At 59.0% G+C, this 25426-nt stretch carries 20 protein-coding genes, 1 tRNA gene and 1 pseudogene; 13 read left to right on the forward strand and 9 right to left on the reverse strand.

Annotated features, from left to right (window positions below; genetic code table 11):
* Positions 1–10 precede the first annotated feature (10 nt).
* Complete coding sequence (chvE, locus tag AC245Y_RS16510; RefSeq protein ID WP_012758577.1) at positions 11–1075, reverse strand: multiple monosaccharide ABC transporter substrate-binding protein; 1065 nt, start codon at positions 1073–1075, stop codon at positions 11–13.
* A 270-nt stretch (positions 1076–1345) separates the two neighbouring features.
* Here chvE and AC245Y_RS16515 point away from each other — a divergent pair, with 270 nt between their 5' ends.
* The 3 genes from AC245Y_RS16515 (at position 1346) to AC245Y_RS16525 (ending at position 4195) form a co-directional block, all read left to right on the forward strand.
* Entirely contained in the window at positions 1346–2350 is a 1005-nt protein-coding gene (locus AC245Y_RS16515) for a LysR family transcriptional regulator (RefSeq protein WP_020487016.1), read from the forward strand.
* A 182-nt stretch (positions 2351–2532) separates the two neighbouring features.
* On the forward strand, positions 2533–3006 hold the full coding sequence (locus AC245Y_RS16520) for a hypothetical protein (protein ID WP_026157447.1): 474 nt from the start codon (positions 2533–2535) through the stop codon (positions 3004–3006).
* Positions 3007–3316: 310 nt separating this feature from the next.
* Complete coding sequence (locus AC245Y_RS16525) at positions 3317–4195, forward strand: Hint domain-containing protein (protein ID WP_012758580.1); 879 nt, start codon at positions 3317–3319, stop codon at positions 4193–4195.
* Positions 4196–4315: 120 nt separating this feature from the next.
* On the opposite strand, the gene AC245Y_RS16530 is transcribed toward AC245Y_RS16525, so the two are convergent.
* The gene (locus AC245Y_RS16530) at positions 4316–4609 is read right to left on the reverse strand and encodes a hypothetical protein (RefSeq protein WP_487762858.1); all 294 of its coding nucleotides are present in this window, start codon (positions 4607–4609) and stop codon (positions 4316–4318) included.
* Between the two features lie 103 nt (positions 4610–4712).
* The gene (locus AC245Y_RS16535; RefSeq protein WP_026157448.1) at positions 4713–4994 is read right to left on the reverse strand and encodes a hypothetical protein; all 282 of its coding nucleotides are present in this window, start codon (positions 4992–4994) and stop codon (positions 4713–4715) included.
* Between the two features lie 313 nt (positions 4995–5307).
* On the opposite strand from AC245Y_RS16535, the gene iolG reads away from it, so the two are divergent.
* Entirely contained in the window at positions 5308–6300 is a 993-nt protein-coding gene (iolG, locus tag AC245Y_RS16540; RefSeq protein WP_012758583.1) for an inositol 2-dehydrogenase, read from the forward strand.
* Positions 6301–6652: 352 nt separating this feature from the next.
* Here iolG and AC245Y_RS16545 read toward each other — a convergent pair whose 3' ends face one another.
* Positions 6653–7903, reverse strand: coding sequence for an ROK family transcriptional regulator (locus tag AC245Y_RS16545; protein ID WP_012758584.1), 1251 nt, complete (start codon positions 7901–7903; stop codon positions 6653–6655).
* Positions 7904–8130: 227 nt separating this feature from the next.
* Here AC245Y_RS16545 and xylF point away from each other — a divergent pair, with 227 nt between their 5' ends.
* From xylF to AC245Y_RS16585, 8 genes and pseudogenes are all read left to right on the forward strand, one after another.
* The gene (xylF, locus tag AC245Y_RS16550) at positions 8131–9171 is read left to right on the forward strand and encodes a D-xylose ABC transporter substrate-binding protein (protein ID WP_003542055.1); all 1041 of its coding nucleotides are present in this window, start codon (positions 8131–8133) and stop codon (positions 9169–9171) included.
* Positions 9172–9437: 266 nt separating this feature from the next.
* The gene (locus tag AC245Y_RS16555) at positions 9438–10751 is read left to right on the forward strand and encodes a sugar ABC transporter permease (protein WP_012758585.1); all 1314 of its coding nucleotides are present in this window, start codon (positions 9438–9440) and stop codon (positions 10749–10751) included.
* A gap of 14 nt (positions 10752–10765) precedes the next feature.
* Positions 10766–11548 carry an ATP-binding cassette domain-containing protein gene (locus AC245Y_RS16560; RefSeq protein WP_003561812.1) on the forward strand — a complete coding sequence of 261 codons (783 nt, stop codon included), beginning with the start codon at positions 10766–10768 and terminating at the stop codon, positions 11546–11548.
* A 205-nt stretch (positions 11549–11753) separates the two neighbouring features.
* Positions 11754–11830: transfer RNA gene (locus AC245Y_RS16565), tRNA-Arg, on the forward strand.
* Between the two features lie 215 nt (positions 11831–12045).
* Entirely contained in the window at positions 12046–12408 is a 363-nt protein-coding gene (locus AC245Y_RS16570; protein ID WP_017994903.1) for a hypothetical protein, read from the forward strand.
* Between the two features lie 463 nt (positions 12409–12871).
* Positions 12872–14248 (forward strand): peptidoglycan L,D-endopeptidase MepK, encoded by a 1377-nt coding sequence (locus tag AC245Y_RS16575; RefSeq protein WP_026157450.1) that lies wholly within the window; start codon positions 12872–12874, stop codon positions 14246–14248.
* Between the two features lie 840 nt (positions 14249–15088).
* On the forward strand, positions 15089–16042 hold the full coding sequence (locus AC245Y_RS16580; RefSeq protein WP_012758588.1) for an NAD-dependent epimerase/dehydratase family protein: 954 nt from the start codon (positions 15089–15091) through the stop codon (positions 16040–16042).
* A 28-nt stretch (positions 16043–16070) separates the two neighbouring features.
* Positions 16071–16386: pseudogene (locus AC245Y_RS16585) on the forward strand (glycosyl transferase); the annotation flags it as partial.
* 20 nt (positions 16387–16406) lie between these two features.
* Here AC245Y_RS16585 and AC245Y_RS16590 read toward each other — a convergent pair.
* Genes AC245Y_RS16590 through AC245Y_RS16605 form a run of 4 tightly spaced genes read right to left on the reverse strand, consistent with a single transcriptional unit; the run spans position 16407 to position 21097 of the window.
* Entirely contained in the window at positions 16407–17774 is a 1368-nt protein-coding gene (locus AC245Y_RS16590) for a glycosyltransferase (protein ID WP_017994906.1), read from the reverse strand.
* Positions 17767–18951 carry a glycosyltransferase family 2 protein gene (locus AC245Y_RS16595; protein ID WP_017994907.1) on the reverse strand — a complete coding sequence of 395 codons (1185 nt, stop codon included), beginning with the start codon at positions 18949–18951 and terminating at the stop codon, positions 17767–17769. Before AC245Y_RS16595 ends, AC245Y_RS16590 begins: the two co-directional genes overlap by 8 nt.
* The gene (locus AC245Y_RS16600) at positions 18951–20252 is read right to left on the reverse strand and encodes an ABC transporter ATP-binding protein (protein WP_012758592.1); all 1302 of its coding nucleotides are present in this window, start codon (positions 20250–20252) and stop codon (positions 18951–18953) included. Before AC245Y_RS16600 ends, AC245Y_RS16595 begins: the two co-directional genes overlap by 1 nt.
* Positions 20249–21097 carry an ABC transporter permease gene (locus AC245Y_RS16605; protein ID WP_012758593.1) on the reverse strand — a complete coding sequence of 283 codons (849 nt, stop codon included), beginning with the start codon at positions 21095–21097 and terminating at the stop codon, positions 20249–20251. The genes AC245Y_RS16600 and AC245Y_RS16605 overlap by 4 nt, the downstream gene beginning before the upstream one ends.
* A 115-nt stretch (positions 21098–21212) precedes the next feature.
* Here AC245Y_RS16605 and AC245Y_RS16610 point away from each other — a divergent pair, with 115 nt between their 5' ends.
* Positions 21213–24260 (forward strand): trifunctional glycosyltransferase/class I SAM-dependent methyltransferase/polysaccharide deacetylase, encoded by a 3048-nt coding sequence (locus AC245Y_RS16610; protein WP_017994909.1) that lies wholly within the window; start codon positions 21213–21215, stop codon positions 24258–24260.
* Here the strand turns inward: AC245Y_RS16610 and AC245Y_RS16615 are convergent.
* Positions 24249–25298 (reverse strand): glycosyltransferase family 2 protein, encoded by a 1050-nt coding sequence (locus AC245Y_RS16615; protein ID WP_017994910.1) that lies wholly within the window; start codon positions 25296–25298, stop codon positions 24249–24251. The two genes, AC245Y_RS16610 and AC245Y_RS16615, sit on opposite strands and share 12 nt — an antisense overlap.
* Positions 25299–25426: the final 128 nt, after the last annotated feature.

Consider the following 25426-nt stretch of genomic DNA (forward strand, 5'->3'; position numbering starts at 1 on the left):
GTCCTTCTCATTACTTCAGCTTGTCTTCAGAGTAGTAACCGCTGTCGACGAGAATCTGCTTGTAGTTGGTCTTGTCGACGGCAACCGGCTTCAGCAGATAGGACGGGACGACCTTGACGCCGTTGTCGTAGGTCTTCGTGTCGTTGACCTCCGGATCCTTGCCGGACATCACAGCGTCGACCATGGCAACAGTGACCTTGGCGAGTTCGCGGGTGTCCTTGAAGATCGTCGAGTGCTGTTCGCCAGCGATGATCGACTTGACCGACGGGATTTCAGCGTCCTGACCGGTGACGATCGGGAGCGGCTGAGCCGCAGTACCGTAACCAACGCCCTTCAGCGAGGAGATGATACCGATGGACAGACCGTCGTAAGGCGACAGAACGGCATCGACCTTGGCGTCGGTGTAGTTAGCCGAGAGCAGGTTGTCCATGCGGGCCTGGGCCGTTGCCGGATCCCAACGCAACGTGCCGACCTTGTCCATGCCGGTCTGGCCGGACTTCACGACGAGCTTGCCGCTGTCGATGTAAGGCTGCAGGACGGACATGGCGCCATCATAGAAGAAGAAGGCGTTGTTGTCGTCAGGCGAGCCGCCGAACAGTTCGATGTTGAACGGGCCCTTGCCGTCCTTGAGGCCGAGGCCGTCAACGATAGAGCCAGCCTGCAGAACGCCGACCTGGAAGTTGTCGAACGTCGCGTAGTAGTCGACGTTGCCCGAATCGCGGATCAGACGGTCATAAGCGATGACCTTGATGCCGGCGTCGTGTGCCTTCTGGAGAACGTCGGAAAGCGTCGTGCCGTCGATCGAAGCGATGACGAGAACCTTGGCACCCTTGGTGACCATGTTTTCGATCTGCGAAAGCTGGTTCGGAATGTCGTCGTCGCCATACTGCAGGTCAGTGCCGTAACCGGCAGCCTGGAGCTGCTTGACGATGTTGTTGCCGTCGTCGATCCAGCGGGCAGAAGCCTTGGTCGGCATTGCGATGCCGACAGTGCCCTTATCCGCGGCCAGAGCCGGTGCAACGAACGAAGCGACGCCGAAGGCAGCCGCAGCCATCAATGAGATAATGGATTTCATTTCTCTCTCCCTTGTTAATAAGCAGCGGACGAAAAATCGCCCGCCCCGAAACTGTGGCAGGTTCCGTATTGGATAGTTACTTCAGATGGTGAGAAACGAAGTAGGTCTCCTCCACGATCTCACACGTGTTGAGTGCCAACCAGCACACGGCGGCAAACTGGTATGGATTCCTATAACTGTCAAATAGAATAAGTGCTAACGTGCATAACAATTTTGGTATATCGTTAAAAAGTATTACTTTTGATGGAGCGCAGCGAGGAGGCTGCAACCATGACGGTTATTTCTGAGCCATTTTTGATGGATCACGTCGATATCCACAGCGATAATTTCGGCGATGACAGCCTTTTGCGTGCAGGACTTAAGCTGAATCACCTGCGCATGATCGTCGCAATCGAAGATAGCGGACAGATTTCCGCAGCTGCGGAAGTCCTGAACATTTCGCAGCCCGCCGCATCGCGGATGTTGTCCGAAATGGAATCGATCACCAAGACGTCGCTCTATGAGCGGGTGGCCCGCGGCGTGGTTCTGACGACCTTCGGCGCAGCGCTTGCCCGAAGGGCTCGGAAGATCCTCCTGGAACTGCGCGAGGCGAGCCGCGAGATTGGCGAATTGAAAAGCGGCAAGGGCGGTTCGGTCTTCATCGGCGCGGTGACCGCGCCGGCCATGAGCCTCGTCGTGCCGGCGATCAACAAGGTGCGCAAGGCTTATCCCGGCATCGAAATCAACATCCAGGTGGAGACGAGCAATGTGCTTGCCCGCGAACTGCTCGCCGCCCGCCATGACTTCATCATCGGCCGCATTCCCGATGATCTCAACCCGCGCCTGTTCGAGGTGACGGAGATCGGCATCGAGCGGGCTTGCCTGATCGTGCGCAGCCGCCATCCGCTTATGAAGCACAAGATGAGCAGCCTCGCCGACGTCAGGGATTACGACTGGGTGTTCCAGCCGCCCGGCACGCTGCTGCGCCGCACGATCGAGGACGTTTTCCTGTCGCGTGGCGTGGCGCTGCCCGAAAACATCGTCAACACCTCCTCGCTGCTTCTGACCTGCGCCATCATCTGCGAGACCGATGCGATCGCTCCGGTCGCCGTCGACGTCGCCCAGTTCCTTGCCAGCCAAGGCTCGAATGCCTCGGATGTGCGCATGCTGCCGATCGATTTCGACATCAACGTCAAGCCCTACAGCATGATCACGGCGAGGGAACGGGCGCTGCCGCCGAGCGCAAGGCTGCTCTACGACATCATCCTTGAGGAGAGCCGCAAGCAGGCCGGCTGACGACACCCGCAAGCCCTGCACCATCTTGCTCTCTTTTAATGCGCCTCGAGCAATTCCAGCAAAAGTGCGCAGCAGTTTTGCCGGGAAAAGCGCGAAGCGACTTTCCCAGGAATTGCGTGAACAAGGAGATAGAGCATTTCCGTGGTTCGAAGAAAAACGGAAATGCTCTCAAGGAAGGCGGGATGCTGTTCGGACAGTCGGTATTTCAATCAGTCCTCGAGCGGCTGAAGGCGGAGGACGAGACGGCCGAAGACGCCGAAGTGCCGGCCGTCCATCGCGTCTCCGGTCTTGGCACCGGGCTTGCCTTCGATGTCATGGAGGGCGTCTCGGCCGTCTCGCAACGCGTCGGCCAGGCCTATTTCGACAATCTGGAACTCGATCCCGCCGCCGCGATCGCGGAGGAACCGGCGCCTGCGCCCCCACCCGAGCCCGTCATGCCGGACCATCTCGCCCGCATCGCTCCGGAAGAGATCGCCGCGGAACTCGCGATCGCTGCCGCCGATACCCAACAGACGCTGAACGAGAAGCGGCGCGCCTTTGCCAAGGCCAATCATCCTGATGGCATCGCAGAGCCTTTCCGCGACAATGCCAACAGGCGCATGATGATCGCCAATCTGCTGATCGACGAGGCGATGCGCCGGCTGCCGCACAGCTGAAGCTTTCTCGAACGCAGACAAACGTTCCGAGGCTTTGGAAGAGCCGCCGTTTCCGGCTCGATTCGCGAATTTTATATGGGCTGCTTTTCCTGCGTTTCAACCTGTGGCCATGGTAATCAGTTTGATTCTTTCGCGTTCGGGTAGCAGATAAATCTTCCGCTTTTTGGCAGCGGCAATAGCGTATTTCGGGACCCCAATAGACCATGCCTACGCCCTTTTCGGTAGGACCTAGCGCAATTTAGCGAAATTGAATGCGATACAACCCAGTGTAACATAGGGCGGTGTAAATGTTTTTCAGGAGAACGCCGACATGTCATCTACGGAAGATCCGAAGCTACCACGCAACACTGCGCGCAGACATTTTCTAGGTGTAGCCGCAGCCGCCGGAGCTCGTATTGCCGGCGTGGCCGCCTTGGCCGCAGCAATTACCACCTCTCCGGCCAATGCGCTGGGGCGGCTTTGGGGACGGGGCGGCTCCGGTGGAGGCTCTGGCGGGAGCGGTGGCTCAGGCGGAAGTGGTGGCTCCAGTGGCGGTGGCGGCAGCGGGAGCGGCGCACAATGTTTCCTGCGGGGAACGGCGATCCTCACGGATTGCGGTGAGAAGCCTGTCGAGGATCTGCGCATCGGCGATCGCGTTGCCCTTCCTGACGGTAGCACGCGTTCCGTAAAGTGGGTCGGCCGCCAAAGCTTCAAGAAGAGCGGCGCGCGCTGGCAGAAGGACGTCGTGCCTATCCGGGTTTCACGCCACGCACTGGGCGGGCACGCACCCCATTCGGATCTCTATCTGTCGCCTGGCCATGCGCTGCACCTGAACGGCATTCTGATCCAGGTAAAGGACCTCGTGAACGGCACGACGATTGCATCGGTCACTCCCGCCGCCGACGTATCGATCGAGTACTATGCCGTCATGCTCGATACGCACGAAGCTATCCTTGCCGAAGGTGCTGAGGCCGAGTCCTTCCATCTGAAGAACAGCAATCACGAGAACTTCTGCAATTTTCCAGAGTACGAGCGTCTCTATGGCAAGGAACGCATCGTGATGACATCCTTTGCGCCGTTGCTGGGAGGTGGCTGGTCACATTTGAAGGCGCTTCTCCTGCTCGGCGTTTCGCCGCTGGTACCGATGCACGATCCATTCGGGAATGCCTGCGAAAAGATCGACGCGCAAGCCAAGGAATTGTCACTCTGACAGGACGGGAATGCGCCGGGGATCGGGCTGGCTGCACGCGAAGCCGTGCGTCGGTTTTGCGAGAGTATCAAGCCAGACGTCAAGCGTGGCGCGCATCGGAAAGATCGCGGCACGCTTTGATTATTCGGCCTTCTTCTCTTCGTCACCTGCCGGCTCGTTCCCGTCCGCGTCATCGGGTGTGACGACTGCAGTCTCGGGCGGCGCCGGATCGAAGGCCAGATCAGCATATAGCCAGATCGGCATATAGAAGGAATAGACACCCGCACCGCCGGCCAGCACGCCCAGAAAGGGTCGCCGCCGACGAATTCGACGATCGCCCATCCAAAACAGACGACGACAATGAGCACGCGGAACCAAAGGTGCCGGTAGGCCGCTGACGCTCCGTGAAAAGCGCCGCGCCTTCACGCGCGCCAATCATCCCGATGGCATAGAATTGCTCTTTCGCGACAATGCGACGAAGCGCATGATGCTGGCCAACCTGCTGATCGACGAAGCGCTGCGGCGATTGAGCCGCTGACTATTCCGCCTGCCCGTCCTTAGGAGGTTTTTCAGCGGCCGCCGCGGGTTCGTCCTCGTCCTCGGGGTCCGGCTGCACGGGCAGCTCGATGGCCGGAGGCTGCGGATTGAAGGTCCAGAACAATATATAGAAGGAATAGGCGCCTGCCCCGCCGGCCAGCACCGCCCAGAACGGATCGCCGGTGACAAGTTCGACCACGGCCCAGCCGAAGCAGACGGCAACAATGGCAATTCGCACCCAGAGGCGCCGATATGCCGGATGATTCGGATCTATGAGTTGCATTCCTGCCCCGCGGTCGCATTTGTCGCACTGCCTTCGGCCCATGCCGTGATTGTCTCTAGAGCCTTTCCTGGTCAGATTAAAGTATTCTCTTGGCTGAAAGGCCGGGCATCTTTCCGCCAGGATCAGAAGCGATCGGCTCTGCCCTGACCAAAACCTGCTCCGGCAGAATAGTTCAATCCGACCAGGACAGGCCTGGTTCGAATCTTGCAAATGTGAAAGATCCGCGGGCTTGACGCGGTCCACAGAAGGTGGAATGAAAATTCCATAATTTTGGCAGTTCGGTTTATTTGTTCCGAATTCAAGGGAGGTTAGAATGACAGTGAGATTTGGTCTTCTCGGCGCCGGCCGCATTGGCAAAGTTCATGCAAAGGCTGTCAGCGGCGACGCCAATGCAAAGCTCGTTGCGGTCGCAGACGCCTTTCCGCAGGCAGCCGACGCGATCGCCTCCGCCTATGGCTGCGAGGTCCGCACCATCGAGGCGATCGAGGCAGCCAAGGATATCGACGCCGTCGTCATCTGCACGCCGACGGATACCCATGCCGACCTGATCGAGCGCTTCGCCCGCGCCGGCAAGGCGATCTTCTGCGAAAAGCCGATCGACCTCGACGTCGCCCGCGTCAAGGCCTGCATCAAGGTGGTGGAAGAGACCGGCGCCAAGCTGATGGTCGGCTTCAACCGCCGCTTCGACCCGCATTTCATGGCGGTGCGCAAAGTCATCGACGAAGGCAAGATCGGCGATGTCGAGATGGTGACGATCACCTCGCGTGACCCCGGCGCCCCGCCGGTCGATTACATCAAGCGCTCCGGCGGTATCTTCCGCGACATGACGATCCATGACTTCGACATGGCCCGCTTCCTGCTCGGCGAAGAACCGGTGTCGGTTTTCGCGACCGCCGCGGTGCTCGTCGACAAGGCGATCGGCGAAGCTGGCGACTATGACAGCGTCTCGGTCATCCTGCAGACGAAATCCGGCAAGCAGGCCATCATCTCCAACTCCCGCCGCGCCACCTACGGCTACGATCAGCGCATCGAGGCGCACGGCTCCAAGGGCCTCGTCTCGGCCGAAAACCAGCGCCCGGTCTCGATCGAAGTCGCAAACGGCGAAGGCTACACCCGCCCGCCGCTGCATGACTTCTTCATGACCCGTTATACCGAAGCCTATGCAAACGAGATCGCCAGCTTCATCGCCGCGATCGAGAAGGGCTCCAAGATCTCTCCATCAGGCGCCGATGGCCTCGCAGCGCTGGCACTCGCCGATGCCGCGGTCCAGTCCGTCAAGGAAGGCAAGCTCATCAAGATCGGCTGACGGCCCTCTCCCGGCCGGAAGCCATGCATGAGATGGCCGGGCACTTGCCCGGCCATTTCGCGTTTCAGAGATCTTTTGGTGAACGGCGTGCCGCAACGCCCCCTCTGGCCTGCCGGCCATCTCCCCCACAGGTGGGGAGATTGGCTGGCCGCGCTTGCTCGCCCGACAACAGGCGTCACAGCACGACGAAACGCTAGACGGGCGGTAAGGTTTAGCCACTTGTGATCTCCCCACCTGTGGGGGAGATGGCCGGCAGGCCAGAGGGGGGCTGGCACGGCACACCCCTCAAAGTCGCATACTACCGACTGGCCCGTTGCTGCTGCAATCACCACACGTCGGTTCAAAGAAACCCTCAACCCGATTCCTGAATAATCGCCGATGCCTGGATTCCCTGAACGCCCGAGAGAACGATATCCTCGTCGATGACAGACAGCGCCCGGTTCAGATGTCCTTCGAAGACGAGGATCTGCTCGTCGGCCACCACCCTGATCTCGGGCATGCCTTCCATGCGCACAATATGCGACTGCCCGAGACCCTCTTCGATCCCTTGCCGAAGAAGGTCGTAATAACGCGTGCCCGGCCCGGTGATGGCGATCGGCATGCGCTCCGTCAAGCTCAGCATGCGCGACAGCCCGTTGCCGAGCGCCAGCCCCGCCTGGCGGAAGGCAAAGGCGGGGACGCGGTGGCCCTGGCGCGCCTTTGCGGCGATCTTGTCCAGTTCCGCCACCGGCACGAACTTTGCCGGGATCGTATCGAGCGGCACTTCGAAGGCGCTGCGCAGGATCGCGTAGAAACCGGCATAGGCCTCGATGCAGCCGCGGGTGCCGCAGCGGCAGAGCCCACCATTGGCCATGTGCAGCATGTGCCCGAAATTCGGCGCCGATATCTCCTGGCCCGTCTGGTTGCCGCGCCTGACGATGCCAAGCCCGACGCTGTGGCCGAGCGAAAGGGCGGCGAGCGAACGGAAATCGGCGCCCTTCACCATCTCCTCACGCGCGCCGAGCGCGGCTGCGACCAGCAGCGTCTCGTTGTCGAGGATCACCTTGGCCTGCCATTCCGGCCGGAGTGCCAATTCGAAATCGATCTGGTCGCTGCCGAAGATCGGCGACCATACCAGAACCGGCTCCGTCGAATTGACCAGCCCCTTGCTGCTGATCGAGATCAGCAGCACCTTTTCTTGGCTGATCTTCGAACGATCGAGAATACGCAAAAGCCCGGCCCGCACCGCAGCGACGAAGCGGGCAGCGCCTGCAGGATCATGCGAACGTTCCTCACTGAAGCGGTCGATCAGCTTGCCGGCATAATCGACCAGCGAATATTGCACCGCATCCGAGGAGATGATGACGACGATAAGATAGCCGCAATCGCGCCGCTGGCGCAGCAGCACGCGTGGCCGGCCGCGGCCGCTTGCCGGCTGATGTTCCGACTTTTCGATGATCTGGGCTTTTTCCAGCTCAGTGGTGATCGCCGAAATGGTGGCCGACGACAGCCCGGTGAAATCGGATATTTCGGTATGCGCGAGCGCACCGTGGCGACGCAGCACGGACAGCACGAGCACGCTGTTTCTCTGCCGGACCAGCTCCGTGCTCGATTTGGTCAGCATGAATGCCGCCCTCTCCTCCTGCTTGCTCTTCCCGTGGTTTCCACTGCATCTCCAGCCGATGTTTCGCAAGGAAATTAAGCTGGCAGTGCAGTGTTGACAGTTGAAAAAATCTCTGACACTAAATTTCTCGACTGTCGAGAAAAAAATCCGAACCTTTCTCGACAGCTATTCGCGGTGGCCGGAGGAAGCATGGGCTGGGCCGGTCGCAATCCACTCGGGAGGACATTATGAAGTCTATTTTGAAATTGATGGCAGGTGCTGCCATCCTCGTTTCCGTGCATACCGCTGCCATGGCTGCCGATCTCGTCGTCGGTGTTTCCTGGTCGAATTTCCAGGAAGAACGCTGGAAGACGGACGAAGCCGCCATCAAGAAGGCTCTCGAAGCCAAGGGCGCCAAGTATATTTCCGCTGACGCGCAGTCTTCTGCCGCAAAGCAGCTTACCGACGTCGAATCGCTGATCTCCCAGGGCGCCAACGCGCTGATCATTCTCGCCCAGGATTCCGATGCGATCGGCCCGGCCATCGAGAAGGCCGCCGCTGAAGGCATCCCCGTCGTCGGCTACGACCGCCTGATCGAAAACCCGGCTGCCTTCTACATTACCTTCGACAACAAGGAAGTCGGCCGACTGCAGGCTGAAGGCGTTTTCAAGGCCAAGCCGGAAGGCAATTACGTCTTCATCAAGGGCTCGTCTTCCGATCCGAATGCTGACTTCCTGTTCTCGGGCCAGCAGGAAGTCCTGAAGGCCGCCATCGACGCCGGCAAGATCAAGAATGTCGGCGAAGCCTATACCGACGGCTGGCTGCCGGAGAACGCTCAGCGCAACATGGAGCAGTTCCTGACCGCCAACAACAACAAGGTTGACGCCGTCGTCGCCTCGAATGACGGCACCGCCGGTGGCGCGATCGCTGCTCTCGACGCACAGGGCCTCGCCGGCTCCGTTCCGGTTTCCGGCCAGGACGGTGACAAGGCGGCCCTCAACCGCATCGCTCTCGGCACGCAGACGGTTTCCGTCTGGAAGGACAGCCGCGAACTCGGCCAGCGCGCCGCTGAAATCGCTCTCGACCTCGCCGGCGGCAAGGACATGAGCAAGATCGACGGCGCCCAGGCTTTCAAGGGCGGCCCCAAGGGCGTCGAAATGCAGTCGGTCTTCCTGAAGCCGCTTGCGATCACCAAGGACAATCTGAACGTCGTCATCGACGCCGGCTGGATCTCCAAGGCGGAAGCGTGCCAGGGCGTCAAGGCCGACAGCGTCGCTGCCTGCAAGTAAGCCAGGGCTTGTAAACTGGAATTGCCGGCGCCGCAGCGAAACACCGTTGCGGCGCCGGATGCGGATGAGAATTCCAACGACGAAGTTTTCTCCGCCTCGCCGCACCATCGCGGGTTTTCATTCGCTGCCGGAAGGGTGTCGCGACGCCACGCGACCGGCTTCCGGAAGCATCGCGATGGTGAGTTGAAGAACAGATGCATGACGCCGATGGCAGCCTCTAGCACGCCGGCGCGTCCGTCCAAACAAAGTGGGGGAACGGCAAACCCATGGCCGAAATGGTAAAATCCACAACATCAAGCGGACCGCGAGCGGCGGAAGCCAGTCCGGTGACCCGCTTTTTCCGCGCCACCGAGATCGACACGCGTCTGCTCGGCATGATCGGCGCGCTGATCATCATCTGGATCGGCTTCCACATCATCACCGGCGGCCTCTTCCTGACTCCGCGCAATCTCTGGAACCTCTCGGTCCAGACGACCGACATCGCCGTCATGACGACGGGCATGGTGCTGATCATCGTCACCCGCAACATCGACCTTTCGGTCGGTTCCGTGCTCGGCCTCTGCGGCATGATCATGGGCGTGACGCAGGCAAAGATCCTGCCGGAATATATCGGTTTCGACAGCCCCTTCACCTGGGCGATCACGCTGCTGGTCGGATTGGCGGCAGGCTGCCTGATCGGCGCCTTCCAGGGCATCATCATCGCCTTCCTCAACGTTCCCTCCTTCATCGTCACGCTCGGCGGCCTGCTCGTCTGGCGCGGCGCCACCTGGCTCGTCACCAGCGGCCAGACGGTTGCGCCGATGGACCAGACCTTCCGCATCATGGGCGGCGGTGCCGAAGGCTCGATCGGCGCCACCTGGAGCTGGATTGTCGGCATCTGCGCCTGCCTCTTCGTCATCGCCAGCATCGTCGGCTCGCGCCGGCAGCGCCGGCGCTTCGGTTTCCCCCGCCGGCCGATGTGGGCTGAATATTTCCTCGCCATCCTGAGCTGCGTGCTCATCCTCGGCGCGGTCTGGATCGCCAACAGCTATTACTGGCCGATCAACATCGCCAAGAAATATGCCGAGACCAACAATATTCCCTGGCCCGAGACCGGCCTGGATATCCCCTACGGTATCGCCGTGCCGGTGCTGATCGCCATCGTCGTCGGCATCATCATGACCTTCATCGCGACAAGGCTGCGCTTCGGCCGCTACGTCTTCGCAATCGGCGGCAACCCCGAAGCGGCCGAGCTCGCCGGCATCAAGACCCGCTGGGTCACCGTGCGCATCTTCGCGCTGATGGGCATTCTCGCAGCCATAGCAGCGGCGATCTCCACCGCCCGCCTCAATGCCGCGACCAACTCGCAGGGTACGCTCGACGAGCTCTACACCATCGCCGCCGCCGTCATTGGCGGAACGTCGCTGGCAGGCGGTACCGGCACCATCGCCGGCGCCATGCTCGGCGCGCTCGTCATGCAGTCGCTGCAGTCGGGCATGGTGCTCGCGCATGTCGATACGCCGCTGCAGAGCGTCGTCGTCGGCACCGTCCTTGTCGTGGCGGTCTGGCTCGACACCGTCTACCGCGCCCGTGCCAAGTGAGAGGAGCCCCAGACATGGCTGATCAACGCACTCCCCTCGTGGAACTGAAAAACATCTCGATCTCCTTCGGCGGCATTCACGCCGTGGACAATGCCTCGGTCGATCTCTACCCCGGCGAAGTGGTCGCCTTGCTCGGCCATAACGGCGCCGGCAAGTCGACGCTCATCAAGATCCTCTCCGGCGCCTACAAGCGTGATGGCGGCGAGATCCTGATCAACGGCGAGCCTGCCGATATCCGCAATCCGCGCGATGCCAAGAAATACGGGATCGAGACGATCTACCAGACGCTCGCCGTCGCCGACAATGTCGACGCCGCCGCCAACCTCTATCTCGGCCGCGAGCTGAAGACCCGCTGGGGCACGCTCGACGACGTGGCGATGGAAGCCTCGGCCCGCGAGGTGATGGGGCGCCTCAACCCCAACTTCAAGCGCTTCAAGGAGCCGGTGAAGGCGCTTTCGGGCGGCCAGCGGCAATCGGTGGCGATCGCCCGTGCGATCCTCTTCAACGCCCGCATCCTGATCATGGACGAGCCGACGGCAGCGCTCGGCCCCCAGGAGACGGCGCAGGTTGGCGAGCTGATCAAGCAACTGAAGAAGGAAGGCATCGGCATCTTCCTCATCAGCCACGACATCCACGACGTCTTCGACCTCGCCGACCGCGTCTCGGTGATGAAGAACGGCCAGGTCGTCGGCCACGCCCGCACCGAGGATGTGACCAAGGACGAGGTCCTCGGCATGATCATCCTCGGCAAGGTACCGTCAAAGGCCATCCCCGGCCCCGGCGCCATGCAGATCTGACCGCCACAAAGCGACAGCTCGCGACAAACACACTCCGCCGCCCGCAAGGCCGGCGGAGATTTTTGTAAGCATTCCCCGGGCCGACGGATAAAAACACCCTTCAAAGCGCAAGCACCCGTATTTCTGAGAATTTCGCGATTGAAGCCAGCCGCAAGCTAGGCTAAGAACCACCCATCGGACAGGCGATTCAAACCGCCGTAGGCATGCACCCGTAGCTCAGCTGGATAGAGTGTTGGATTCCGATTCCAAAGGTCACAGGTTCGAATCCTGTCGGGTGCGCCACAAACACATTGAAATTATTGAAATATTTCCCTTTACTTGCTCTTCCTCCGAGCGGTGACATCGGTAGCACAAGGCGAACCGCGTCGAAAAAAACCTTTGTTTTTAGTATCCGGAAATTGCCGCCGAAGCGGGCGTTAGCACAGTGTTAGCGCGAGCCACCTAATGTGGTGACGCCATGGGAAACCCGGCTGTCCGTTGAAAACAGGACAAGCAGAATGAAGACCAGCCCTGCCGCAGCTTACGGAGGTTACATGAAACTGGTTCTAGGCAGCGCAATATTGGCGTCTGGGATACTGCTATCCAGCCTGTCAGCATTCGCAGCTTCGGGCGGATGGCACTCGGATGGGCAAGGGACGAGATACTGGCACGTCACTCCGCCGCCCGGGCAATGCAACATAAGCCAGGCGAAAAACCGGGCGCTTCGGGCCGGCATCTATCGTAGCGAGATTATACAGCAGGATGACAATGTCATCGTGCTCAGTGGTCTGGATGAATCGGGCGACCGGCGAACGATCGGTTTCGGCAACATCAGGGGGTGTCCTGAGTTGGAGGGCCATGAGGATAGTCCAAACTTCTAAGGACATAGCCAGAGTTTGTTCAGCGAACTTTTCCAGTTCCGACCGAGGTACGCATTTCTGGGCAAGGCGTCGCGTCTCTACCGATCGACGAGGCTGGCGGTTAGCAGCGCATCGGATGCCTCATTCCCAACTGGCCCGCCCTATTGATTGATCCGGGTTTAAGGTCGATGCATGTTCTGGTCAGCCGCTAGGCGGGAGTTGAGGTCGCGTGTTCCGGGAGACTGAAGGTTGGGAGCGGTTGTAACCGTTTCAGAGCGGCGGGGATTTCAGAGCAGCACAGAATGCGCTCGATGCGCTCCTCTCGCGGGCGTAGGGTCCGATTGCGCTTGTGATGACGCGCATCCTCACTTCGCCGAGCATACGCATCCGCTCGTTAGCAATTTGTTGACCATAAGCTGGCTTTACTAAGCGTGATGGATGCGGAGATTCCCGCACACCGTCGAGTGTTTGGTGTAGGACGGAATTGTTCGTGTTGAAGTATCCAGTGCAAGGATTATCGGGCGGAGCCTTGGGCGGAATTGCCACACTGCTGTCGCGTGCGGAACGGTTCGTCGCAAAGACCATTCTGCCGGCTCTGTTTGCGCTGCCCGCACTTGTCGGCTCCGCAACATTTGCCTCGGCGGAAGATCGGGCCCTGAAGCTGTTCTTTACCCATACAGGCGAGAGGGCCACGATCACCTACAAGCGGGACGGAAAGTTCGATCCAAAGGGCCTCACCCAGATCAATCGGTTTCTGCGCGACTGGCGAAGGAACGAGCCGACCCGGATGGATCCCCGGCTGCTCGACCTGGTCTGGGAGGTGTACAAGCGCAGCGGCGGCAAGGACTACATCCACATCGTCTCCGCCTATCGTTCGCCCACCACCAACAACATGCTCCGCAACCGCTCGCGCATCACGGGCGTCGCCAAGAAGAGCCAGCACATGCTGGGCAAGGCGATGGACTTCTACGTTCCCGGCGTGAAGCTTTCGACGCTGCGTGCGCTTGCAATGCAGATGCAGGTCGGCGGTGTCGGATATTACCCTACCTCGGGATCGCCCTTCGTGCATCTCGATGTCGGCAATGTCAGGGCCTGGCCCCGCATGTCCCGGCAGGAACTCGCTCGAATATTCCCGAATGGGCAGACGATCCATCTCCCGGCCGATGGCAGGCCGCTGCCGGGATACAATCAGGCGGTTGCAAACTACAAGAAGCGCGGCGGCCCCACCTCGATCCAGATCGCCAGCAGCGCGGGAGAAGACGAAGACGTGAGCGCGTCGGCCAGGCCGAACGGCGACACCATAGACAATAAGCTCGTGACGGCGCTTCTGCCCGCGCCCAGAAGCCGGGCATTGAATGCGCTCGCGCTGCAAACCGGCGCGGTCGAGCGGGACGACAAACGGTCCGCGGGGGATGTTTCATCTTTGCCGATTCCGATACCGGCGATGCGCCCGCCCGCCCTCAAGCACGACGCGGGCGCAGATGACAAACTGGAGACTGCGTCGATCGGCCCAATTGATGTCCTTCCGGACAGGCCGGCGCCTGCATTGCCGGCCTACGCCCGCTTCGAACCCCTCCGTGTTGCACACCAGGCCTCCAAGCAGGGCGCTGATATGATCGCCTCTCTGCCCATGACCGCTTCCTGGGAAGAAGCAAGTTTCTTTGAATCGACGTCCGACGCGGCGCTGATGAAATGGGCGCTGCATTCTCCCGGCGAAGTAATGGGATTGAACGCGCCTCGCGTTTCCCCCCGCACGGTTCATCGTGAGGTCAATGTCGCGACGTCAGGTGAGGATATCATTCCGGTCGCCGCGACAGACCTGTTCGATGCGAGCCGGTTTGCGTCGCCCCCGGAGGGCTGACCTCAATCATCAAGGCTTGATACGCCGGACGAAGCCGGTCAGCCGCGCCAGAACGACCCGGTGAGAACCGGCTTTGCGATCTCGAAAAACCAAGCGCCCCTTGCCCAGCGCCAGACGACGGTTGTTCGATGTAACGCCTGCCGGGCTCGGGCAATCGACAGCAAGCCCAGCGTCACCACGAATGGCGGGAAGCCGAGATAAGCGTCCCGAACCAGAAGCGCTGTCGACTTCTATGACGACGTTTCCGCGCGCGCGAAATTCAGACCAAAGTCCGATCCACCCCCGGACTTCGTGCCCATACTAAACTGTCGATCGCTGTAATAACAATAATATATTCTCAAGTAACGAGGCGAAACGATGTGAGAAACGGGGTCAGCTTCATTGGATCGCATTTATGCGACGATTTCTACTTCGAAAATGATACCCAGAAACTGGCTGTTGTTGACAATCTTTGCACCGGACCTTTCGAAAATATAACACACATTCGGAACCCTCCTTTCCACAGGCAACCTCAGCTCCCTGGATCCGGAACTCGTTGGAGAGGTTCTCGATACCATGCCGATTCCTCCGATCGAACCGCAAATGGTCGCGGCCGTCTCATGGAACGGATGGTCGAGATTGGGCAGGTCACGATGATCGCGCGACGAACATCTGTAGCATCCGGTCCGGCCCGGCTGCTCGTTGTCGAGCGCAGCTCGTCAGAAACACCTTAAAGTGGTTACTTTTAACAATTGACATTAATAAGTGAGTAATTCTTAGAACTCTTCTAAATAATTGTCATGCATTACAGGTGATGCTAATAAGCAAACAGCTTAATCTCAAGTCACGAGGCACGAAGCAATGAAAAGCGTATTGATTTCTGGCGGGGCTGGCTTCATCGGATCCCACTTGTGCGATCGACTTTTGCTGAGGAAGGACGTCCAGAAGCTAGTCGTTGTTGACAACCTCTGGACCGGGCTTTTCGAAAATATCGCGCACATCCGGGACCCCCGTTTCCACTTCGTGAAATCTGATGTCGAGACGCTGCAGACCTCGGATAAGTTCGACGAAATCTATCACCTTGCATCCCCCGCATCGCCGCCGTGGTACATGAAGGAGCCGAAGAGAACGATCTCCGCCAATCTTCTCGGGGCATTCCGGTTGCTCGACTTGCTGAAGAAGGGCGGACGTTTCGGTTTCACCTCCTCTTCCGAAGTCTATGGCGATCCTCTGGTGTCGCCGCAGCCGGAATCCTACAAGGGTCAGGTCGACTGCACCGGACCGCGCTCGTCCTACGACGAAAGCAAAAGGTGCACTGAGTCGCTGCTGTTCGAGATGCAGCGTACCCAAGGGCTCGACGTCAAGATCGTTCGCCCCTTCAATATCTATGGTCCCCGGACACGCTCCGACGATGGGCGCGCGGTCTCCAACTTCATCACCCAGGCGCTTTCGGGTCGCCCGATTACCGTGTTCGGTGACGGTCTTCAGTCACGCAGTTGGGGCTATGTCGATGACGTTGTCGATGGTTTCGCGCGATATTTCTGGATAAATGAAACCGACTATAAGGGGCCTCTGAACGTCGGCAATGATCGCGAGATTTCGGTTCTCGAGGTCGCGCAATATGTCTCCAGGCTCGTTGGCGGCGTGCCGATCGTCTTCGAGCCGTCACCACCGCAGGACCCCACGAACAGACGGCCTGATTTGACCAATGCGCACTATGTCATGCCCGAATGGTCGTGCAACATCACCTACGAACAGGGCGTGGCGATGACTCTCGACTGGTTCAGGGACCAAATGAGGCACGCCGCGGAATAAACTATGACTTTCGAGATTCTCGTCCCAGGTGCAGATGGCGTATGTTCACGACGTGATTGAGAGAGTGATGATGCGGGAACCACTTCCGTCCGATCTGAAGGATATAAGTTTTCTCATATCGATTCACTATCTTGATCTCGCCACCTCTCACCGTGATGCCGTTTCGCTCCTGGTCTCCGATGGGCTCGTGGTCTTCCTGTCGGATGGTCTTCCCGTAGGACAAGCCTAATCGAAAGGCCTGAGACGGCGGCGGCACTCGCCGAGCGTGCCGTACTCGACAGCCGGAACTGCCCCACGGCAGGCGCATCGGCATGAGCGCGGTAGGGCGTCTGAACCTGGCACTCGGCCGCAGCAGCGTCGGCCGCTACGATTTGGTCGTATTGTCATAGAGTGCTGAACTCAGTTTCGCCTGCATCCATTGGACGTGCTGTTCGATTATATGCGCGCGGAAACCGGGGTTATTGAGGGTGTTCAATGTGAAGTCGGACAAATGCGGGGGGACGTTGTTCGGCTGAATCTGCCATTCGGCAAGCGCCACAGGAAGATATCCGCGTATTGCCTGGCCGTTCAGCCACGGACGGAGATGCCGTGCGTCCCACGGTTCGGCGCCGATCTGGTGACCCATGTCGCCGACGGGTACCGTCCCATTCACGATACGAGCAGCGAGGGGTCGGCGTTCCGCCAGCATAGCTTCGGCTGCCTCAAGGCCTTGGTCCAGATTGATCTCGAGCACCTCGATTTCGTCAGCGGAAGCTGTCGGATCCGTCGGAAGCCGCCAATCCTCACCCAAAACTTCCGCGGCGCCGCGAAGATAATGATATCCATTGAGCTGTCGCTCTACCTTCTCATAGAGCCTGCGAAGGCCAGCCTTTTCCAACATTTGGAGGACGCGGGGGCCAGCCTTGACGAGGGGGTCAAGGACAGAACCGGCGCGGGTAGCGATGATCCTTTGCAGACGTTTTTTCCGCCCCTTTTTTCCGGCAAACCGATGGATCTCGAGCCGCCGCTGTATGTCGGGGTGCTTGCGAGCCATCAAGGCATCGGAGCGTCCCTCTTGATGCCTGCGCACCATCTTTCCGGTCAGTGTCGCCGTCTGATGTTCGAGATGATAGCCCAATGCGTCAGGAGCAAAACGAATTGGAACTCCCTTTTTGATCAGACGCAGACCAAATTCGAAGTCTTCTCGTGCACGGGCGAATTGAGGATCGAGGCCGCCCATTGCGTGAAATAGTTCCGCATCCAGCGAAAGGTTTCCTGTCAGCACATCGGTAAAGGCGAACTGATGTCCAGGGAGGGACACGCGCTCGAAGTGCCTCGTCCACCATGCGCGCGCGCTGAGGCGAAAGCGGTCCCTTGCAATGTGCGGAAGTGGCGGATAGGGGCCCATCACTACGCCCCCAGGGTGGCGCTGATGTTCAACGACGTGCGCCCCAACGAAGTTTTCCCCGGGCTCAATGTCGTCATCAAGGAAGATCAATAAACGGCCGCTCGCGACCTGCGACCCCGCATTGCGGGCGAGTGCCGGACCGACGCCCGGCAACGACAGGGTACGAAAAGGAACGCGGGTACGAAGCGACGCGAGCATTGTCGACGTGTCGTCCTCACACCCGTCAGCCACAACCAGGACTTCGAACGCTGGGGTCCCATCTCGCTGGGCGTCGAGCTTGCCCAGAAGCGATCTCAGCATGGCAGCACGATTATGGGTTGGTATGATAACGCTGATGTCAACCACGCTTATGCCCTGCCTTCACTGCTCGCGCCCGCGCCCTCAGATAACGAACCGGGCCGCTCGCAGCCCCTCTGAACTGGGTTAAGGCGTCGTTGTAAGGCAGGCTGAATTGGTGTGTCCGTCGAGGTTGAAACAATCGCCGAAAAAGCCTGATGTACGAACGAACCATGCGAGGGAGCGCACGCGGGTTTCCCTCGAACACGAGGGCCTTCGTCAAGATGGCGAGCGATGCAGCCTCGTAGCCATACATCTGCTGCTGCAGTTCCTTGCTTGAGCGACGATGGCGGTGCCAGTTCAGAGCTTCGGGATCGTAGATGATCCGATACCCGGCTTCGAGCACGCGCCGGAACATGTCTGTGTCGCCACCAGCCAGACTTAGTGTTCCAGCGTCGAGGGCCTCGTCGAACCACCCCACCACGTCAACCATCGTTCGGCGCAATGCCATGTTGACACCGGCACCCGCATGCCATCCGGTGAAAGGGTCCAGGTTGTAGGCGTCATAGACCTGACGCCTGAAACCACGGCAAAAACCGCCAAAATGTTGAAAGGCGATCTGCGAGTCCGTTTCCAGCTCGGACGCCATAGTAAGGCCGGTTACGGCCAGCACCAGGGGGTCCTCGAAATTGCGAAGCAAGGTTCTAAGCCATAGCGGGTCGGGGACCGCATCGTCGTCGATGAAGGCGACGACGTCTGCTTCTGTGTTGCGAAGGGCAGTATTGCGCGCGACGTCAAGACCAGGACGCGGCTCGCGCAGATATCTCACAGTATCGAAGCGCCCGACTAAATCTCGCGTGGCCTCGTTCGATGGGGCATTGTCGACGACTAGAATATCGGCCTTATCGGGCATAGCCAAAAGCCCGGTGAGGCAGCGCTCCAGATCTTCGGTACGATCGCGCGTGCAGATCACGACGGAAGCTTTCGGCAGCTGATTTGGAGTCGGCGACGGGTCAGGGAGGGCCAGCCGATGCCTCAGCCAAGCCTCGAACACCGACGAACTGGCCGCAGACAGAATCCGATCCTTAGTTGGCGTCTTGCCGCCATCGGTGTCGAAGGCGATCACAGCTTGGCCGCACGGACGACCGGCGACCCGGATCAGCACAAGTGCACCCTGATAGTCACCAGTCGGCCCAAAATCTGGCGGAAGGTCAAGAATGTCGATGTCTCGGACCGCAAGGCGCATCAGGAGTTCGGATCCAAGCTGTGCTGCCCCAATGAGCCGTGGTCCGGCGAGGTCGCGGTGGGGCGCGACTGCACCTGCTGCCACTGTGTCGGGGGATTCAGCATACCCTTTCTTGGGCCGGGGCCGGTCACGGCGAGAGGATAGACTTCAGCATGATAATCGTAAACCTGCTGCCAGTCTGCCGAAAAAAGGCCCACCGTAACGCGATAGTCGCCTGGCGCCAGGTCGATACGATTGAGTGTTGTTTCGATGCGCACCGTGTCCGTATCTACGAGAGGGGCGAATTCGGCCAACTTGCTGTCGGTCTCGAAGCAGCACGTATCGTCCGCCGCATAGATGCCGATGACGATAACGGCGTTGCGATCTCTGGTGGCGCCCACATAGGTCAGTGAAATCGACAGCCGGTCGCCCGCAACGATGGTACTTGTCGGCATGCCTTGCTCGTTCAGCAATGCTACGGCTGTGATCTGGAGTTCGCCATTGCCGAACCGGCTGACCTGCGGCACAAGCTCGACGGGCAATTTTGTAACGCCGAACGGTTCGTGCTGGACACTGGCGACCTTCGCCTCGACAGCCGAGGTATAAAGTGGGAGCATTTCGTCGATTGGTCCGTAGCCCACGACGCGTCCGCCTCTCAGGAACAGCACGTAGTCGCAGATTTCTCTTACCTGCGAGACGTCGTGTGACACGAAGAAGATAGTGGCGCCGTCGTTCAGTATCTCCTTCACTCTTGCAATGCACTTCTGCTGGAAGGCTTGGTCGCCTACGGCGAGGGCCTCATCGATAAGCAAGATGTCCGGGCGCACATGGACTGCCACGGCGAATGCCAGGCGCATGCGCATCCCGGTGCTATAACTGCGAACCGGGTTCTCAACGGCCGCCTCCAGCTCGGCGAAGGCTACAATCTCGTCAAACCGCTCGGCAACCTCGGTCCGCCGCATTCCCGCGATAACACCCAGCAGGAAGATGTTCTCGCGCCCCGTCAAATCGTCGGTCAAGCCCGCCCCGATGTCGAGCAAGGCGCCAATTCGACCCATCACCTTGATCTGCCCTTCGTCGGGACGACCAACGCCGCCGATCAGACGCAGCAAAGTGGACTTCCCGGCCCCGTTTAGCCCGACCACGCCGACAGCTTGCCCTGGCGCAACCGCGAAGCTGATGTGGCGCAGGCCCCAAAAGCTTTTCGACGGCACCACGGACCGTCCGGACAAAAGGTAACCCTTCAACGTGGTGGAGCGTGCACCCCCTTGCGCACGGTAGCGCTTGCCGACGTCGTGGACGGTGATGGCGCCTTGTCTCATAGTTCGTCCACTAGGCTTGCGCTGCCGCGCTCGACCAGCCAAATTCCAGCAAATAGCATCGGCAAAGAAATCAGCGCAGTCTTCCAATAGATATCAACGGGAGGCCACGCGTGTTCGACGAAAATGGCGCGGTAGCCCTCGAGAATCCAGGCCATCGGGTTCAAGGTGTGAATTAACGCCATCGGCTCACTCGCCTTAAGTGGGCTGTAGAACACGGGTGTCAGGTAGAAACCCAGCATCAAAACTACGCCTACCAAATGTTGAGTATCCCGGAAGTGGACATGCGCAATCGCAACAAGATAGGACAGGCCCATCGTGAATAGCGCCTGCGCAAGGAAGACGAGTGGAAGTGCGACGACGCTCAAAGTCAGGCCCCCGGTCTCGATAAACGAGATGATGAAGAGGAGTGGCAGAGCGAGCAGAAGGTGCACTGCTTGTGTGATGACTGCGACAACAGGAAGTATGCCGACCGGAAAGCCCGGCCGGCGCACCAGTTCGCTGCTGCCAGTTATGGAAGTCGTCGCTGCGGGTACCGCAGTGCTGAGCCAACCCCAGGCCAACACGCCGGAAAAGACGAAAGTGGTGTAATGGGGAATATCTAGAGGCAGAACGTGACGAAAGATCAGCGAAAAAACCAGCAGCTGGCTCAATGGCCGCATCAAGGACCAGCCGAGGCCAATTGCGGACCGTTGATATCTCATCTTCAGATCGCGTGCCAGAAGTTCTAACAGCAAATCGTTCCATTGCAGACAGATGTGGATCAAGGACTTCCACTGATCACGGCGCCAGTATTGGTCCCGTCGCTTCGCGCGATCAAGCGCATCATCCTTGAGCTGTTCAGGCATTTCGGCTCACTTTTGCCACCGGTTAAATACACCTTGCCTCAAAGTAGTAAAGATCATCATACTCGCGAACTGACACGGTACACTAGCGTGATCGTTATCGTAGGAAGCAACAATTATGCCGATGGTTTCCATCATCACACCGGCGCATGGAGCGGAAACAACGATTTCTTCGACTTTGGAGAGCCTGATAGCGCAAAGTCATCCCGACTGGGAATGCTTCATCATTGATGATGGTTCAACCGATCAGACCGCTGAGATCGCGGACCGTTTCGCGGCTCGGGATACGCGCTTCCGTGTGCTGCGGCAGGAGCAGAGCGGCGTTTCGGCTGCTCGCAATGCGGGCCTGGCACAGGCGAAAGGCGACTGGGTCGTCTTTCTCGACTCAGACGACGCGCTGGCACCCTTCCATCTCGAAACCATGCTGAATCACACACGAACTTTGCCGCAGGCCGACATTCTGCATTGCGGTTGGCGCCGTCTGAAAAATGGTGCTCCCTGGTGGCAGTCTCACCCCGCAGTAAAAATGGACAATCCGTTTGCCGAAACAGCGCGCTATTGCCCCTTCGCGATCCACGCCGCCTTGCTTCGCCGGTCCCGGCTTGCAGAAGTCGGCGGCTTCGATCCAGAGATGAAAATGTGCGAGGATTGGGACCTGTGGCAGCGTCTCGCTCGAGCTGGCGCCGAATTCGCGCCGGTCGAAGGCCTGATGGCTGACGTTAGCGTAGCGGCCGGTTCGCTGTCGTCAAACAGGGTTAAGCATCTCGATTTTGGTCTTCAGGTGATCCGGCGCGGCCACAATTCCGATCCGCGCATTGCCTATCCGGTGCCGGCGCTCGCCCAGGGAATAACAAAAGCTGCTTTGGGAATGGCGTGCTGGTATCTCGCGATCTGGCTTGTCGGCGCCTCAATAGGTCAGGGCGACAATCCTGTCGAACTGCTTGACCGGGTGGCAGAGCCTATCCCACCTGACGCCGATGTCTACGCGTTCTGCGCAATAATGATAGACGGGATTGTGGTCGGCGCCTTCCCCGACGAGCCGATCTGGCCCGGACTCTGGTCGAAGATCCAGGACAAGCTTCCGGCCCTAGAGGCTTGGCTTGATCGGCATGCTCCCCAAGAAGCTTTTGGTTCCCTGTTGGTTCGTTCACTGGAGCGAAAGGTCGCTGACCAGCTGCCGACCAACGTGCCCACCACGATCGGGAGAACAAGGATACAGCCAATTGATTTGGATCAACCTATCGTCGACCTTATCTTGCCCGACATTGAGCGGTTGCGCTGTTGCATCTGGCGAGGTTCGACGCTGCTGGGGCAACTGGAGTTTGTTGTCTTCGGAGCAATCGAAGCGGATGCTATACGAAATCGACTTAGGAGGGAGTTCGGCCCGGAGTTCGACGATCTGAACCACCCAGCAGCAGCTTTGTTGGCAGAAGATGGCTTCGTCAATCTTTCTGATCAGGATGACGGGCGCGCCGCCGCCAGCATGGCAGCGCCAAGCTACAGCGGAGTAGCTCAACAGGTGCTGAAGCTCATGGCGAAAGTATCATATTGGGCCGAAGCAAAGACAGTAACGGGTTGGTGGAGCAAGAAAGAGCCGACACCAACACGTGTCGACTCGATATCAGGCATGGCGCACGCCGGGCGCGCCGAATTCGATCGAATCGTTGAAGAGGAAAGCCAGCGGGCGGTTGCAGCCTCAACGCAGATGTCCATGGAGATGCCGTCGAAAAAAACCGGCCCAGTGGGCGATGAGGTGCCGAGATACGATACGGAGGCGTACTGGGAGGAGCTGTTTTCCCAGGTAGACCCTTGGGACTACCGAAACAACTATGAGACTGTGAAATATCTTCAAACACTCTCGTTGTTGGACGATCGGCGCTTTTCAAACGGCCTTGAGCTGGCCTGCGCGGAAGGAACCTTTACACGGATGTTGGCCCCCCGCGTCGACAACCTGCTGGCGACCGACATTTCGGCGTCGGCAGTCGCTCGAGCGGCCTCGCTTCAGGACCATGGTTACGCGGTAGCCTATCGGCAGTTGGATCTTTTGAGCGACGCGCTAGAAGGGCCTTACGATCTCATCGTCTGCAGTGAAGTTCTGTACTATTTCGAGAACAGAGAAAAACTCCAGCAGATAGTCGATAAGATTGCGGGCAGTCTTCGCACGGGTGGTTGGTTCGTTACTGCCCACGCCAACCTCCTGATTGATATGCCGCATGAGACAGGATTTGGGTGGCCGCATGAATTCGGTGCGGTCGGCATAGGTGAGATGTTTGACCAGCATCCGGATTTAACTCTCTCGGTCGAAGCCAAGAGTCCGCTCTATAGAATCCAAAGGTTCGAGAAGGTGGAGCACGGGGGCTTCCTTGAGCCCACACGCGTGGAAGTAAACACGGCGCAGCCCTTGCCTCTTCAGGTCGCCAGCCAAGTACGCTGGAGAGGGGGGCAAGTTGTGGAAGCGGCCGCCGACTGGAACGATGTCCCGATCTTGATGTATCATCAGGTTTCGGACGACGGTGCTGAACAGCTTGCTCGATACCGCCAGTCTCCGGAGGCTTTCGAAACTCAACTGGCCTTCCTGCGCGACGCCGGATGGCGCGGGATGACTTTGGATCGGCTGCTTGCTTGTTTCGATGAAGGTGCCAAACCGCCCGAAAAGACATTAGTTCTGACCTTTGACGACGCTACACGCGATTTCATGACGCATGCCCTCCCACTGCTCCATCGATACGGCTTCCCATCCTCACTCTTTGTCCCAACCGATCGGGTCGGCGGCTCGGCAATATGGGATTCGGCCTATGGATCGCCAACTCCACTGCTAACTTGGGAGGAACTTGCGGCAGTCGCGAACAGCGACGTGACGCTGGGCGCCCACGGTGTCCGGCACGTGCGTTTATCTGCCTTGGCACCGGAGAGCCTATTGCGAGAGCTTGCTGGCTCCAAAGCAATGCTTGAAAAACGTCTAGGTCGAGAAGTGCTGGCGGTCGCTTATCCGTACGGCGACTTCGACCCCGCTATCCGGGACATAGCCGAACAATGTGGTTACCGGATCGGGTTAAGCTGCGTCGGTGGCACGGTGCGGGCGGATGCCGATAAGCTCGCATTGAAAAGACAGGAGGTCTTTCGCGGGATCACCCAGTCAGAGTTTGCAAATCTGCTATTTGGCTGAGACAAGAATGGGGGGGGCCACCGTCCAACCCGCATCGTACTTTGTTCCTAGAGCAAAGCGATGATTGGGATTTGGAGAGAAATAAGGTTCCTGCTTCAGCCATGACCGGGCCTTTTTCTTGAGGCTCTTCATTGCCTTTGATCTCGCGTCGACCACAAGCATCTTGGCGGCAATTGGCTTATCATGTCGCGACATGGTAGCCACAAGTCCGATGAGCGCGCGGTATCGGCCTTGTTCAACCGCCCTCTGGGCGAGCCACCGGCCGCAGCCGCGTAGGCCGGCCCGGATTGCAAAGCCCCTTTCCGGGTGTCTTTTTAGCATTTCATCCGCGACCAGAATCCAGGACCGAAGCATTCGCGTGAGGTTCGCTGACATGTTGTCGGGGGTTTGGCGATAGCCGACAAGATGATCCGGCACCACTACAAAATGCGAGAGTTCAGCGGCAAGGCAGTAGAAGAGATAATCTTCACATCCCTGCGCCTCGCGCTGTTGGAGTGAGGAGTCAAATCCTCCCGTCGCGTCGAGGACATTCCGCCGTACGAGTGGCGAGCTTCCATTTCCGATGAAGTTTTTGGCAAGTACTTCGTCGAGCACATCTCCCTCGACAGAAATCTCATTGCTGCGGTAAATGACGTAATTCTTGTGGTCGATCATCGCATACCAAGTGTAGACTAGCCCCACTTGTGGGCCGCCTGTCTCCAATGCCACCAATTGTCGCTCAATTTTATCAGGTGACCAAAGGTCATCAGCATCTAGGAATGCCACTAGGTCGGCAGGGGTAGAGCGCCAACCCGCATTTCGAGCAGCAGCGACGCCGGAATTTCTTTGTTTCAATACTCGCACGCGCGGATCAATTTTAACGATTTCTTGCGCAACAGCCAGGGTATCGTCCTTAGAACCGTCGTCCACCACGACGATATCGAGCGCATGATGCGTTTGATTGCGAACGCTGCTGATTGTTTCAGCCAGAGTTCGTTCCGCGTTGTAGGCCGGGATTACAACAGCAACAGTTACTTCACTTCTTGCCGATTTCTTCAAGCTCTCAACTCCGAAGTCCACACGATCGCGAGGAAGTTACACCAAGATGGACGTTTGAGTTTCAATAAATGGAGCAATGGTTATTCGACAAAGATATTTCTAGCCAGCAGCTGTTCGTAGTCGATAGA

This window comes from Rhizobium sp. SRDI943 (assembly GCF_057653695.1).

Excerpts from the sequence above, each read along its gene's own strand:
- AC245Y_RS16535 (WP_026157448.1), bottom strand. The coding sequence starts at position 4,994 with ATGCAACTCATAGATCCGAATCATCCGGCATATCGGCGCCTCTGGGTG.
- xylF (WP_003542055.1), top strand. The coding sequence starts at position 8,131 with ATGAAGTCTATTTTGAAATTGATGGCAGGTGCTGCCATCCTCGTTTCC.
- AC245Y_RS16515 (WP_020487016.1), top strand. The coding sequence starts at position 1,346 with ATGACGGTTATTTCTGAGCCATTTTTGATGGATCACGTCGATATCCAC.
- AC245Y_RS16520 (WP_026157447.1), top strand. The coding sequence starts at position 2,533 with ATGCTGTTCGGACAGTCGGTATTTCAATCAGTCCTCGAGCGGCTGAAG.
- iolG (WP_012758583.1), top strand. The coding sequence starts at position 5,308 with ATGACAGTGAGATTTGGTCTTCTCGGCGCCGGCCGCATTGGCAAAGTT.
- chvE (WP_012758577.1), bottom strand. The coding sequence starts at position 1,075 with ATGAAATCCATTATCTCATTGATGGCTGCGGCTGCCTTCGGCGTCGCT.
- AC245Y_RS16560 (WP_003561812.1), top strand. The coding sequence starts at position 10,766 with ATGGCTGATCAACGCACTCCCCTCGTGGAACTGAAAAACATCTCGATC.
- AC245Y_RS16580 (WP_012758588.1), top strand. The coding sequence starts at position 15,089 with ATGAAAAGCGTATTGATTTCTGGCGGGGCTGGCTTCATCGGATCCCAC.
- AC245Y_RS16570 (WP_017994903.1), top strand. The coding sequence starts at position 12,046 with ATGAAGACCAGCCCTGCCGCAGCTTACGGAGGTTACATGAAACTGGTT.
- AC245Y_RS16525 (WP_012758580.1), top strand. The coding sequence starts at position 3,317 with ATGTCATCTACGGAAGATCCGAAGCTACCACGCAACACTGCGCGCAGA.
- AC245Y_RS16605 (WP_012758593.1), bottom strand. The coding sequence starts at position 21,097 with ATGCCTGAACAGCTCAAGGATGATGCGCTTGATCGCGCGAAGCGACGG.
- AC245Y_RS16555 (WP_012758585.1), top strand. The coding sequence starts at position 9,438 with ATGGCCGAAATGGTAAAATCCACAACATCAAGCGGACCGCGAGCGGCG.
- AC245Y_RS16610 (WP_017994909.1), top strand. The coding sequence starts at position 21,213 with ATGCCGATGGTTTCCATCATCACACCGGCGCATGGAGCGGAAACAACG.
- AC245Y_RS16545 (WP_012758584.1), bottom strand. The coding sequence starts at position 7,903 with ATGCTGACCAAATCGAGCACGGAGCTGGTCCGGCAGAGAAACAGCGTG.
- AC245Y_RS16600 (WP_012758592.1), bottom strand. The coding sequence starts at position 20,252 with ATGAGACAAGGCGCCATCACCGTCCACGACGTCGGCAAGCGCTACCGT.
- AC245Y_RS16595 (WP_017994907.1), bottom strand. The coding sequence starts at position 18,951 with ATGCGCCTTGCGGTCCGAGACATCGACATTCTTGACCTTCCGCCAGAT.